This is a genomic window from Mesorhizobium sp. LNJC391B00 (assembly GCF_000502535.1).
In the GTDB taxonomy this organism is placed as follows: Bacteria; Pseudomonadota; Alphaproteobacteria; order Rhizobiales; family Rhizobiaceae; genus Mesorhizobium.
The window spans coordinates 168,545-181,343 of the sequence record NZ_AYWI01000001.1 but is presented as its reverse complement, the minus strand read 5'-3'; the positions used below and the strand labels follow the sequence as shown (position 1 = coordinate 181,343).

Sequence of the window (12,799 nt, the reverse complement as noted above, 5' to 3'; positions counted from 1 at the left end):
CCTGAAAATCGTTTGGGATGAGCCAAAGCGCGTGACGAACCTGGACAGCCGGGGTCCCGATTTTGCCGAACTCGATATTGAGTTTTTTGCGACTTCAACCGTCCTTCCAGCCAAGGCCGACCGGTTCAAGGCGATTGGCGAATTCGGAGAGATCATCCTGGCCGTGATTTTCAAGCCGCTTGGTTCGGAGGCGATTCGGTGATCTCGATGCGCCGTGCCAGCCGAAAGGAAAGGTCAGTATATGAACAATCCTAAATCGCGTGTTCGACCGCTTACCGATGCGGAGGAAGTGGAAATTCAAAGACAAATTGTTGATGATCCCGACGATGCGGAGACGACAGACGAACAGTTGGCGCAAGCCAGGCCTTTCGCGGAAGTGTTTCCAGAACTTTTCGAGAGCATAAGGCGTGCTCGTGGCCGGCCAGCCGTGGAGAAGCCTAAGCAAGTCGTGTCCATCCGTCTGGATCAGGATGTCATCAGTAAATTCAAGGCGACCGGCAAGGGCTGGCAGGCCAGGATCAACGAGGTGCTGAAAAACGCGAAGGTAGGCTAGGCAATCCGCGTCAGTTCAGCGGAATGTCGTTTTCGGACTTGCGCGCCTGATAAGCGCCGGACAGTTCGTCGTAGCGGGTGGAAATATTGCCGATCCTTGCCTCAAGCCGGCCGCGCTCGGCCTCGGGCAGCGCCCGCACCAGCCTGCGAATGGAAAAACTCTTCCAATAAGCGTTCTCGGCATTGTAGCCGCCGGGATCGAGAGTGAAGACCTCTTTCAGGATTTTCAGATCGTGCGGGATCGCAAAGCTGTCGCGTGAATCCTCGTGGCTGAAGAGGTAGTAGAAATTGTCGAAGCCGGTCCAGGTGATCGCCGACAGGCAGAGTGAACAGGGCTCGTGCGTGGCGATGAAGATGGCGTCCTTGGTGTCGACGCGTTCGGCCCTGGGCATTTCGTAAAAGCGCTTCAGGCAGTGCACCTCGCCATGCCAGAGCGGGTTTTCGATCTCGTTGTTGGTTTCGGCCAGCACCAGCGAGCGGTCGCCCTTCCGCAGGATGGCGGCGCCGAACAGCTTGTTCCCATGGGCCACGCCCTCTGCCGTTTTCGGCACGATGTCGTGCTCGATGACATCGAGCAGGCGGTCGATCAGCGATATGTCGGTCATTTCTCAGGTCTCGTTGGGGAGATGGATTTCGTAGGGGTGCGAGAAATGGAACTCTTCGAGGTTGGAGCCGTCACCGCCGCGGTCGACGATGACGAAATCCTGCGCTTCACCGAGTGGCGTCAGCACGCCGTGCCAGAGATTGCGCGGATAGTTGACGCCTTGCCCCGGTGCGGTGATGAAGGCGTGCGGCTCGCGCGGACCGTCCTTGCCGTCATGGCAGACGACGACCAGGAAAGGCCGCGGTGACAGCGGGATGAACGCCTGGCTGCCTAAGGGATGGCGCTCGACCATGGTCAGCTTCAGCGGCAGGTCGTAAGGCGTGCCGCGCGCCATCGAGATCAGCACACGGGCATTCGGTCCCGCGGCTTCAGCGGTGGCGAGATTCTGGTAGCGCTCGGTCTTGCCGCCATTGATCGGGTAGTGATTGCCGCCGCCCATGTCGATGACATCGCCGAAGCCGGCAAAGCTTTCGCGGGTCAGCGGCCGCGCTGTGATGCGGGTCACCGCGCGCGACCGCCAATGCCCGCCCCGCCGAGCTTGGGGTGCCGGTTGACGTCCTTGTAAAGGAGATAGCGGAATTTGCCTGGGCCGCCCGCGTAGCAGGCCTGCGGGCAGAAGGCGCGCAGCCACATGAAGTCGCCGGCCTCGACCTCGACCCAGTCCTGGTTGAGGCGGTAGACCGCCTTGCCTTCCAAGACATAGAGCCCGTGCTCCATGACATGCGTCTCGGCAAATGGGATGACGGCGCCAGGCTCGAGCGTAACGATGGTGACATGCATGTCGTGGCGCATGTCGGCTGGATCGACGAAACGGGTCGTCGCCCAGCGACCCTCGGTGCCGGGCATCGGCGTCGGCGCCATTTGCTGGTCACTGCTGAACAGGACTTCCGGCGCGTCGATGCCGTCGACGGCCTCATAGGCCTTCCTGATCCAGTGGAAGCGCACGGCGTCGCGACCTTCGTTGCGCACCGTCCAGCCGCTGTCCGGCGGCAGGAAGGCAAAACCGCCGGCTTGCAGCACGTGCTTCTTGCCGGCCAGCGAAACGGTCAACTCGCCCTCAACCACGAACAGCACGCCCTCGGCGCCGGCGTCCGGCTCGGGCCGGTCGCTGCCGCCGCCGGGCAGGACCTCGACGATGTACTGCGAAAATGTCTCGGCGAAACCCGAAAGCGGCCTGGCGATGATCCAGGCCCTGGTCTCGTCCCAGAACGGCAGTGGGCTGGTGACGATGTCCTGCATCACTCCCTTCGGTATGACGGCATAGGCCTCGGTGAAGACGGCGCGGCCGGTCAAAAGCTCATTTTGGCCGGGATGGCCGCCATGCGGTGCATAATAGGTTTTCTGGTCAGTCTTGATCATATCCATTGGGTCCTGACCCCTCAGTCATTTCATTAGAGCGGGAGCATGTCTTTCAGGCGGAGCAGCGCGATGCGCTCGACCTGTTTGCAGGCGGTATCGAGTTCTACGCCACGGCTGTTGCCGATGCGCGCCTCGAACTCGGCGAGGATCTCCTCCTTGGTCTTGCCCCGCACCGCGATGATGAAGGGAAAGCCGAAGGTGGTGACGTAGGCGGCGTTGAGCTTGGAAAACAGCTCGCGCTCCTTGTCGGTCAGCGCGTCGAGGCCGGCGGAGGCCTGCTCGCGTGTGGATTCCGCAGTGAGGCGTCTCGCTTCGGCCAGTTTGCCAGCGAGATCGGGATGGGCGTTGAGGACGCCGATCCGCTCGGTTTCGCTGGCGGCGCGGAAGACGCGGCAGAGCGCATTGTGCAGGCCGCCGGCGCCGTCATGCGCCGGCCCAAGCTCCAGCTCATAGGCACGTTCGGCGATCCAGGGCGAATGTTCGAACACGCCGCCGAAAGTGTCGACGAAGGTCTCGAACGCCATCTTCGACGGCTTGAGCGCCGCCGGCTGGTAGGGGTGGTTCTCCTGCCAGTGCCTGGCGATATCGATGCGCCGTGCCAGCCAGACCTTGTCGTGCGATCTGACATAGTCGACGAAGCGCTTCAGCGCCGCCACCCGCCCGGGACGTCCGACGAGGCGGCAATGCAGGCCTATATTCATCATCCGCGGCCGGCCCGCTTTGCCCTCGGCATAGAGCGTGTCGAAACTGTCCTTCAAATAGGCGAAGAACTGGTCGCCGGAATTGAATCCCTGCGGCGTGGCGAAACGCATGTCGTTGGCATCGAGCGTGTAGGGGATGACGAGTTGCGCGCCGCCGCTGTGCTCGAACCAGTAGGGCAGTTCGTCGTCATAGGTGTCCGACACATAGTCGAAGCCGCCCTCTTCGGCCACCAGCCGCACCGTATTGACCGAGGTGCGGCCGGTGTACCAGCCGGTCGGCCGTTGGCCCGTCACCTCGTAGTGCAGCTTGATCGCCGCTTCGAGATCGCGACGCTCGTCTTCTGGGGCATGGTCGCGGTAGTCGATCCATTTCAGGCCGTGCGAGGCCATTTCCCAGCCGGCCTCCTGCATCGCCGCCACCTGGTCGGGCGACCGGGCCAGTGCTGAGGCGACCCCGTAGCAGGTCACCGGCACTTGCGCCTCGCTGAACAGGAGCAGCAGCCGCCAGAAGCCTGCCCGCGCGCCATATTCGTAGATCGATTCCATGTTCCAGTGGCGCTGGCCGACCCAGGGCGCGGCGCCGACGATTTCCGACAGGAAGGCTTCCGAGGCCTTGTCGCCGTGCAGCACGCAGTTCTCGCCGCCTTCCTCGTAGTTGACGACGAATTGGACGGCCACATGCGCCCCGCCCGGCCATTTCGGATCCGGCGGATTGGCTCCGTAGCCGCGCATGTCTCTAGAGTAACGCATTGCCCCTCCCCGCCGGACGCTGCCGGAAGTTGTGATCAGGATAGTCGAAAGGGTTGCTCGCGCATTCCCCCGAAATTTTTGAAAGTGTTTTTGTGCCACTCCGCTCGACCGGGACTTATGCATCGCCTTTAATTGGCGCACAATTCACTGCTTTGTTCGGCTGTATCGGAAATGGGAGGCGCCAGTGGCAGAAACGTCGAAAGCCGATGGCGGACGTCTGACGACGCATGTGCTCGACACCGCGACCGGCAAGCCGGCGGCTGGCCTGTCGATCGCGCTTTATCATCTGGGGGGCGCGGCGCGGACGCATCTGAAGACCGTTGTCACAAATGCCGACGGCCGCTGCGATGCGCCGCTGCTGGCAGGAGCGGAATTCCGCCTTGGCGAATACGAACTGGTGTTCGCCGCCGGTGACTATCTACGCGGCCAGGGCACCAAACTGCCGGAACCGGCCTTCCTCGACAGTGTGCCGATCCGCTTCGGCATGGCGGAATCCGTGCATTATCACGTGCCGTTGCTTATCTCTCCTTATGGCTACTCGACCTACAGGGGGAGCTGACGCATGGCCAAGATCACCATACGCAACGAGATCCGCTTCATCCTCAATGGCAGGGATGTAGCGCTGTCGTCGGTGGCGCCCGACGCGACCTTGCTCGACTGGCTGCGGCTCGACCGCTCGCTGCGCGGCACCAAGGAAGGCTGCGCCGAGGGCGATTGCGGCGCCTGCACGGTCCTGGTCGGAAAATTGTCCGCCGGCAAGCTGGTTTATGAAAGCGTCAACGCCTGCATCCGTTTCCTCGGTTCGCTCGACGGCACCCATGTCGTCACCGTCGAGGATCTGCGCGGCGCGCCTGGCCAATTGCATCCGGTGCAGCAGGCGATGGTCGATTTCCACGCTTCGCAATGCGGCTTCTGCACGCCGGGCTTCGTTATGTCGCTCTACGGCTTGTGGATGAAGTCGCCGGACCCGTCGAATGCGGCGATCGAGAAGGCCTTACAAGGCAATCTTTGCCGCTGCACCGGCTATGAGGCAATCATGCGCGCCGCGCGTGCCATCTCCAGCTACGGCAAGGCGGCGAAGGATCCGCTGGCGGCCGAGCGCAAGGCGATCACCGCCAGGCTCGAGGCTATGCATGACGGTGCCCGCGTCGAAATCGGCGCCGGCAAGCTGAGGTTGGTCGTCCCGGCCAACGCCGATGATTTCGCCGCTGTACTGGATAAGGAACCCGACGCCACTGTTGTCGCCGGCTCGACCGACGTCGGCCTGTGGGTCACCAAGCACATGCGCGACATCTCACCGGTAGTCTTCATCGGCAATCTCGAGGGGCTGTGCGCGATCTCCGAAGACAATGACGTCATCACCATCGGAGCCGGCGTTACCTACACCGACGCCTTCGCAACACTGGCCAAGCGCATCCCCGCGCTCGGGCCATTGTTCGACCGCATCGGCGGCGAACAGGTACGAAACATGGGCACCATCGGCGGCAACATCGCCAACGGCTCGCCGATCGGCGACACGCCGCCGCCCCTGATTGCGCTTGGTGCGCAGCTTACGCTGCGCCGCGGCAAGAAGCGGCGTACCATCGCGCTCGAGGATTTCTTCATCGCCTATGGCAAGCAGGACCGGCAGCCAGGCGAATTCGTCGAGGCCGTGCATGTCCCTGTGCCGGCCAAGGGCACGAAGTTTGCCGTCTACAAGATCACCAAGCGCCGCGACGAGGACATCACCGCAGCCCTTGGCGCCTTTTTCCTCGACCTGGCCAAGGATGGCACGGTGGCCGATGTCTGCATCGCCTATGGCGGCATGGCGGCGACCCCAAAGCGGGCTTTCGGTGTCGAAAAGGCGCTGCTCGGCAAGCCGTGGACGGAGACGACGGTGGAAGCGGCCATGGCTGAATATGCGGGCGATTTCACCCCGCTGACCGATATGCGGGCATCGGCCGAATACCGGGCGCTGGCGGCCAGGAACCTGCTGCTGCGCTTTTTTGCCGAAACCAGCGGCAGCAAGGCGCCGTTCCAGGTGTCACGCAACGAGGCGGCCTGATGAACAAGCACGCCTCTCCAGATCTCAAGGCGCAGAAGATTTCCGGTGGCGTCGCCGCCGACCAGCGCCACGATTCCGCGCACAAGCATGTCAGCGGCAGCGCGGTCTATATCGACGATATGCCGGAACCGGCGGGCATGCTGCATGGCTGCCTCGGCCTGTCCACGGCGACGCATGCGACGATCAGCAAAATGGATCTGTCGGCGGTGCGCGCGGCGCCGGGCGTCGTCGATGTGCTGACGGCCAAGGACGTTCCGGGCGAAAATGACATTTCGCCGACCGGTCGACACGACGAGCCGGTGCTGGCCGACGACAAGGTGCAGTTTTATGGTCAGCCGATCTTCTGCGTTATTGCCAAGACGCGCGAACAGGCGCGCCGCGCCACCCGGCTGGCCAAGGTCGAATACAGTCCATTGCCTTTCGTCACCGACATTGGCGATCTCGACCCCCGCAAGGACAAGCTGGTTACGCCGCCGCTCACGCTGAAGCGTGGCGATGCCGCTGCCGCGATCAAGGCGGCGCCGCGCCGGCTGAAGGGCAAGATGCGCATCGGCGGCCAGGAGCATTTCTATCTCGAAGGCCATATCGCCGTGGCCATCCCCGGCGAAGACCAGGACGTCACCATCTTTTCCTCGACCCAGCATCCGAGCGAAGTCCAGCACATGGTCAGCCATGCGCTGGGCGTGCCGAGCAACGCCATCACAGTGGAAATCCGCCGCATGGGTGGCGGCTTCGGCGGGAAGGAGACGCAAGGCAACCAGTTTGCGGCATTGGCTGCGATCGCCGCCAAGAAACACCATCGCGCGGTAAAAATCCGGCCCGACCGCGACGACGACATGATCGCCACCGGCAAGCGCCATGATTTCCTTGTCGACTACGACGTTGGCTTCGACGACGACGGCAACATTTTAGGCGTCGATTTCATGTTTGCGGCGCGTTGCGGCTTTTCCTCGGACCTGTCCGGACCGGTCACCGACCGCGCGCTGTTCCATTGCGACAACACCTATTTCTGGCCGGCGGTGCATGCGCAATCGGCGCCGCTTTACACCAACACCGTGTCGAACACGGCGTTTCGCGGCTTCGGCGGCCCGCAGGGCATGGTCGGCGCCGAACGGGTCATCGACGAGGTTGCCTTTGCCGTCGGCAAGGACCCGCTCGAAATCCGCAAGCAGAATTTTTATGGCACCAGTGGTGATAAAGACGGGGGCCGCAACGTCACCCCTTATCACCAGACGGTCGAGGACAACATCATCCACCGCATCGTCGCCGAGCTGGAGGCGAGCGCCGACTATGCGGGGCGCCGCCGCATCATCCAGGCCTTCAACGCCAACAGCCGCTTCATCAAGCGCGGCCTGGCGCTGACGCCGGTCAAATTCGGCATCTCTTTCACAGCCACGCACTACAACCAGGCCGGCGCGCTGGTGCATGTCTATACCGACGGTTCGGTGCATCTGAACCATGGCGGCACCGAGATGGGGCAAGGCCTCTACGTCAAGGTGGCGCAGGTGGTGGCGGAAGAGTTCCAGATCGACCTCGACCAGGTCAAGATCACCGCGACGACCACCGGCAAGGTGCCTAACACTTCGGCCACCGCGGCGTCGTCCGGCACCGACCTCAACGGCATGGCGGCGCAGAACGGCGCCCGCCAGATCAAGGAACGGCTGACCGACTTCGCCGCCGAAAAATACCAGGTGCCGCGCGAGCAGGTGCTTTTCCTGCCCAACCGGGTGCGCATCGGCAACCAGGAGATCGCCTTCACCGACCTTGTCAAGCAGGCCTATATGGCCCGCATCCAACTGTCGGCGGCGGGTTTTTACAAGACGCCGAAAATCCACTGGAACCGTGACAAGGGCGAGGGCCGTCCGTTCTATTATTTCGCCTATGGCGCCTCGTGCTCGGAAGTCTCGGTCGACACGCTGACCGGCGAATATGTCGTCGAGCGCACCGACATATTGCATGAAACCGGCCGCTCGCTGAACCGCGCCATCGATCTCGGCCAGATCGAGGGCGGCTTCATCCAGGGCATGGGATGGCTGACGACGGAGGAGCTGTGGTGGGACGACAAGGGCCGGCTGCGCACGCATGCGCCGTCGACCTATAAGATCCCGCTCGCGTCCGACCGGCCGAAGATATTCAACGTCACGCTGGCCGACTGGCCGGAGGCCAACGAGCCGACGGTGCACCGTTCCAAGGCGGTCGGCGAACCGCCCTTCCCGCTCGGCATGTCTGTGCTGCATGCGCTGTCGGACGCGGTGGCAAGTGTGGCCGATCATAAGGCCTGTCCGCGTCTCGACGCTCCTGCAACACCAGAAAGGGTGCTGATGGCGATCCAACGGCTGAAGGGTGAAGCCAAGAATAGCGCCTGACTCTGACCTGGATTCTGGCAAAACGTGCAATTCAGACTGAAAAACCCTATATTTCCCGTACGGGAATGCGAAATATGAAGTCGAAAGTGCAAAGCCTCAGAGCTTTTCTCGCCAGCGCCGACCGGTTTGCCTTGGTCGAAGTGGCCAGTACCAAGGGCTCGACCCCCCGCGAGAAGGGCGCCTTCATGCTCGTCTCGCAGGCGGCGACTTTTGGCACGATCGGCGGCGGTCAGCTCGAGTACATCGCGATCGACAAGGCGAGGCAGATGGTGGGGTCTTCACCCTCCCCCTTGTGGGGAGGGTCGGCGANGTCGGCCGGCGAAGCCGGCCGGGGTGGGGGTGCGGACGATCGTGCCAAGCCACCCCGTTTCGCTGACGCCGCCACACGGCGTCCGCTCACCGACCCTCCCCCCAAGGGGGAGGGTAAAGAAGCCCGCATCGGCTTCGACGAAGTCTGCGCCACGCTTGACGTGCCGCTAGGCCCCGAGATCGGCCAGTGCTGCGGCGGGCGCGTCGAAGTCTTGATCCGTGTCGTCGATGCCGCGCTTACTGCCGAGCTGATCGCGGCCGCAGAAGCCGAGGAAGCCCACCTGCCGCATGTCTATATCTTCGGCGGCGGCCATGTCGGCCGGGCGCTGGCCTCGACTGTTGCACTTCTTCCCGTGCGTGGTGTCGTCATCGAGACGCGGGCCGAAGCGCTGGAAGGCATGCCGGAAACCGTCGAGACGCGGCTGACGCCGATGCCCGAGGCCGAGGTGCGAAACGCCCCCGCCGGCACCGCCTTCGCCATCCTCACCCACGACCATGCGCTGGATTTCCTCATCGTCGCCGAAGCGCTGAAGCGCGACGACGCGGCCTATGTCGGCATGATCGGCTCGAAAACCAAGAGAGCGACGTTCAGGAACTGGTTCCTGAAATCGGCTGAGGGCACGGAGGCTGAGTTCGCCCGCCTCGTCTCGCCGATCGGCGGCGATGCGGTCAAGGACAAGCGCCCACCGGTCATAGCTGCGCTGGCCGCGGCCGAGATCATGACGGCGCTGGTCGTTCACAACACCGCGCCGAATGCCGACCATCAAGTCCAGCATAAGATGATGGCCGGCTAAGCTTCGGCGCGGCTAAGCAGGCCGCTTCAGGCCGAGATGATCTCGCAAGGTGCTGCCTTCGTATTCCCGACGGAACAGTCCGCGCCGCTGCAGTTCCGGCACCACCAGCGTGGCAAAGGCATCGAGCTCGCCGGGGAAGTATGACGGCATGACGTTGAAGCCGTCCGCGCCGCCGCCCTCGAACCGCGCCTGCAATTCGTCAGCGATCTGCGCCGGCGTGCCGACGATACGCCAATGGCCACGTGCGCCGGCGAAATGGCGGGCAAGCTGGCGGATCGACAGGCCGTCGCGGCGCGATTGTTGGATGACCAGCGCCTGGCGGCTTTTCATGCCCTCGGTCTCCGGCAGTTCGGGCATCGGTCCGTCGATCGGATAGCTCCCGAGATCGGAGATGCTGAGATAGCTGGACAGTAGCGCCACGCCGACATCGTCGGGGATCAGCGCCTGCAATTCCTCCTGTTTCTCCCGCGCTTCGGCCTCGGTGTCTGCCACCACCGGGGAGACGCCGGGCATGATCTTGATGTCGTCGGGTTCCCGCCCATAGCCCGCCATACGGCCCTTGAGGTCGTCGTAAAAGCCCTTGGCTTCCTCGAGGGTCTGCGCCGCCGTGAACACGACGTCGGCGGTGCGGGCGGCAAGGTCGCGGCCGACATCCGAGGCGCCGGCCTGCACCATCACCGGCGCGCCCTGCGGCGAGCGCGGCAGGTCGAGCGAGTCGCGCACCGAAAAGCTCTGGCCGTTGTGACCGTGAAAGCCGCTGCCTTGCCAAAGTCCTGATACCACTTCTGCGAATTCGCGCGCCCGCTCGTAGCGGTCGGCATGCGGTTTCAGGCCCGTCGCGCCGAAATTGGCGGCTTCGATGGGGCTGGCCGACGTCACCAGGTTCCAGCCAGCCCGGCCACCACTCAGATGATCGATCGAGAGAAAGGTGCGCGCCAGCCCACAGGGCTCGTTGTAGCTGGTCGAGGCCGTCGAAACGAGGCCGATGCGGCTGGTCTGGACGGCGAGCGCGGACAGCAGGCTGATCGGCTCGAAGCCGATCGAGCGTGAGGTCTGGCTGGCGATGCCGACATTGGCTTCGCGCAGGCCGGCGGCGTCCTCGCAGAACACCATGTCGAACTTCGCCGCTTCCGCCGTGCGCGCCAGCTGGATGTAGTGATCGATGTCGATGCCTGCCGTGACATGCGCCTTGGGGTGACGCCAGGCGGCGATGTGGTGGCCCGTCGCCCACAGGAAGGCGCCAAGCTTCATCTGGCGGGTCATTGCGCTCCTCCGGCAAGTCCGAGATGAGAGCGCAAGGTGGTGCCGGGATAATCCGGGCGGATGAGGCCGCGGCGCTGCAATTCCGGCAGCACGCGGCCGATGAAACCGTCAATAGCGGCAGGCGGTATTGCGATGTTGAACCCGTCGCAGCTTTGCGAGCTGAACAATGTTTCGAGCGCGTTGGCAGCGACATCTGCGCCAACGTTCAGCAGCAGCTTGACCGCACCCGGATCGCGTCCGCAGGCCACAACGCGGCGCTTGAGATCGTCATGGCGCGCCTTGGCGTCCTCTGTGGGTCTGTCCAGCAGGACGACATCGGCGGTGCGGGCGGCGATATCCAGGTCGGCCTCGGACAGGCCGGACAGCACCAGCACCGGCGTATCCTGCGGCGAGCGCGCGACGTTCAGCGGCCCGCGCACGGAGAAAAATTCGCCTTTGTGGTCGAGCAGGTGCATTTTTTCGGGATCGTGGAAGCGGCCGCCGGCCTTGTCGAACAGCAGCGCGCCGGCATCCCAGCCCTGCCACAGGCGCTGAACGATGCCGATGTATTCCTGCGTGCGGCGGCGGAACACATCGTCGGAAAATCCATCCGGCCGGCTGAAATTGGCGGCTTCCCGTGGCGCCTGCGCCATGGTCGCGTGCCAGCCGGCGCGGCCATGGCTGATGATGTCGAGCGAAGCAAAACGGCGCGCCAGATTGTACGGCTGGTGAGCCACCGTCGAGGCTGCAGCGACAAGGCCGATCCGACTTGTCACCGTCGCCAGCGCCGCCAGCAAGGTCGTCGCTTCGAAAGAACTCGACCCGGCGCTGTTCGGCGCGGAATCATCGAGGACAATCATGTCCAGCCCCGCCGCTTCCGCTTGCTTGGCAAAGCCGGCCAGGTCGCTAAACCCGAGCGGCTGCCCGGAAGTAATGTTGAGCGAAACGGCAAGATGCATTGTGGCTTGCTGGTCAGTCGGCATGGGACCATCGATCATAGGGCGGCGTATGCGAACCTAAGGTCACCTGCTTGTAAGACAATCCTGGCGACTGGGCCAACAGCCCCTCACTTGCCGGCCAGCAAATCCTTGATCAGCCGCTGGCAACGCTCGGCCATGAAGTCGAGCAACAGCCGCACCTTCGGGTCCTGCAGCTTCTTGTGCGGATAGACGGCGGCGAACTGCACCGGCGTTGGCGGCGTGCTGGCCAGGATGACCTGCAGCCGCCGGTCGCGGATGAAGGGTTCGACCTCGAAGCGCGGCTTGTTGATGATGCCGCGGCCCGACAGCGCCCAGCCGGTCAGCACATCGCCATCGTCGGTGTCGTAGGGGCCGTGCACCTCGAATTTCTGCGGGCCGGACGGCGTCTGCAGCGTCCAGACATATTCGCGCGCCCCGGAATAGCGCAGCATCAGGCAGTCGTGCTTCTTGCCGATCAGCTCCTGTGGCTCCACCGGCTCGCCGCGCGCTTCGAGATATTTCGGTGCCGCCACCAGCACGCGTTCACATTCCATGATGCCGCGCATCCGCAGGCTGGAATCCTCGATGATGCCGAGCTTGAAGGCGACGTCGATGCCTTCCTTCATGATGTCGATATTGTGGTCGGAGAGCCTCAGCCGCACCTCGATATCGGGGTATTTGTCGTGGAAATCCGGAATGCCCGACGCAACCAGCCGCCGTCCAAGGCCGAGCGGGGCGGTCACCTTGATGGTGCCGCGCGGCTGGCCGGAAAGAGCCGAGACCGCGGCTTCCGCCTCGGTGATCGCCTCCAGCACCTGCTTGGCGCCGGAGTAGAACACCGTGCCATGCTCCGTCGGCATCAATTGCCGTGTGGTGCGGTTGAACAGCCGCACGCCGAGGTGTTTTTCCAGCTCCTTGATGCGGTTGGAGGCGACCGCCGGCGAAATGCGCATGTCGCGGCCCGCCGCCGACAGATTGCCAAGCTCGACGACGCGGACGAAGACGGCGATGTTGTCGAGATAGGCCATGCGGGTCGTGGCTTTCATGCAGTTGCGTGGGATCAGCTTAGTATTTTCCATTTTTTTTTGAAAGTCATCGTACACCTCGCCTCTTTTCGTT

12 protein-coding genes and 1 pseudogene are annotated in these 12,799 nt (G+C 63.6%); 6 read left to right on the top strand and 7 right to left on the bottom strand.

Annotated elements, in window-relative coordinates; all coding sequences use genetic code 11:
* Position 1 precedes the first annotated feature (1 nt).
* Positions 2-255 (top strand): annotated as a pseudogene (locus X750_RS01000000162570) (BrnT family toxin).
* Positions 242-553, top strand: a complete 312-nt coding sequence (locus X750_RS161735) for a BrnA antitoxin family protein (protein ID WP_023671384.1) — start codon at positions 242-244, stop codon at positions 551-553. Before X750_RS01000000162570 ends, X750_RS161735 begins: the two are co-directional and overlap by 14 nt.
* A 10-nt stretch (positions 554-563) precedes the next feature.
* Here the strand turns inward: X750_RS161735 and X750_RS161740 are convergent, their stop codons facing one another.
* Genes X750_RS161740 through puuE form a run of 4 tightly spaced genes read right to left on the bottom strand, consistent with a single transcriptional unit; the run spans position 564 to position 3,966 of the window.
* The gene (locus tag X750_RS161740) at positions 564-1,157 is read right to left on the bottom strand and encodes a nucleoside deaminase (RefSeq protein ID WP_023746576.1); all 594 of its coding nucleotides are present in this window, start codon (positions 1,155-1,157) and stop codon (positions 564-566) included.
* Between the two features lie 3 nt (positions 1,158-1,160).
* On the bottom strand, positions 1,161-1,661 hold the full coding sequence (locus X750_RS161745; protein ID WP_023671382.1) for an ureidoglycolate lyase: 501 nt from the start codon (positions 1,659-1,661) through the stop codon (positions 1,161-1,163).
* Positions 1,658-2,521 (bottom strand): bifunctional allantoicase/(S)-ureidoglycine aminohydrolase, encoded by an 864-nt coding sequence (locus X750_RS161750; RefSeq protein ID WP_023746575.1) that lies wholly within the window; start codon positions 2,519-2,521, stop codon positions 1,658-1,660. Before X750_RS161750 ends, X750_RS161745 begins: the two co-directional genes overlap by 4 nt.
* A gap of 26 nt (positions 2,522-2,547) precedes the next feature.
* A complete protein-coding gene (gene puuE, locus X750_RS161755; protein ID WP_023746574.1) occupies positions 2,548-3,966 on the bottom strand; it encodes an allantoinase PuuE in 1,419 nt (472 codons plus the stop codon).
* Positions 3,967-4,150: 184 nt separating this feature from the next.
* Between puuE and uraH the strand changes: the two genes are divergently transcribed.
* From uraH to xdhC, 4 genes are all read left to right on the top strand, one after another.
* Positions 4,151-4,525 carry a hydroxyisourate hydrolase gene (gene uraH, locus X750_RS161760; protein WP_023746573.1) on the top strand — a complete coding sequence of 125 codons (375 nt, stop codon included), beginning with the start codon at positions 4,151-4,153 and terminating at the stop codon, positions 4,523-4,525.
* Between the two features lie 3 nt (positions 4,526-4,528).
* A complete protein-coding gene (gene xdhA / locus X750_RS161765) occupies positions 4,529-6,010 on the top strand; it encodes a xanthine dehydrogenase small subunit (protein ID WP_023746572.1) in 1,482 nt (493 codons plus the stop codon).
* Entirely contained in the window at positions 6,010-8,376 is a 2,367-nt protein-coding gene (gene xdhB / locus X750_RS161770; protein ID WP_023746571.1) for a xanthine dehydrogenase molybdopterin binding subunit, read from the top strand. Before xdhA ends, xdhB begins: the two co-directional genes overlap by 1 nt.
* Before the next feature lie 74 nt (positions 8,377-8,450).
* Positions 8,451-9,479: a xanthine dehydrogenase accessory protein XdhC gene (gene xdhC / locus X750_RS161775; RefSeq protein ID WP_023746570.1), complete on the top strand. Its 1,029-nt coding sequence runs from the start codon at positions 8,451-8,453 to the stop codon at positions 9,477-9,479.
* A gap of 12 nt (positions 9,480-9,491) precedes the next feature.
* On the opposite strand, the gene X750_RS161780 is transcribed toward xdhC, so the two are convergent.
* From X750_RS161780 to X750_RS161790, 3 genes are all read right to left on the bottom strand, one after another.
* A complete protein-coding gene (locus X750_RS161780) occupies positions 9,492-10,742 on the bottom strand; it encodes an LLM class flavin-dependent oxidoreductase (protein ID WP_023746569.1) in 1,251 nt (416 codons plus the stop codon).
* Entirely contained in the window at positions 10,739-11,680 is a 942-nt protein-coding gene (locus X750_RS161785) for an LLM class flavin-dependent oxidoreductase (RefSeq protein WP_023746568.1), read from the bottom strand. The genes X750_RS161780 and X750_RS161785 overlap by 4 nt, the downstream gene beginning before the upstream one ends.
* 107 nt (positions 11,681-11,787) lie before the next feature.
* Positions 11,788-12,708: a LysR family transcriptional regulator gene (locus tag X750_RS161790; RefSeq protein WP_023671373.1), complete on the bottom strand. Its 921-nt coding sequence runs from the start codon at positions 12,706-12,708 to the stop codon at positions 11,788-11,790.
* Positions 12,709-12,799: the final 91 nt, after the last annotated feature.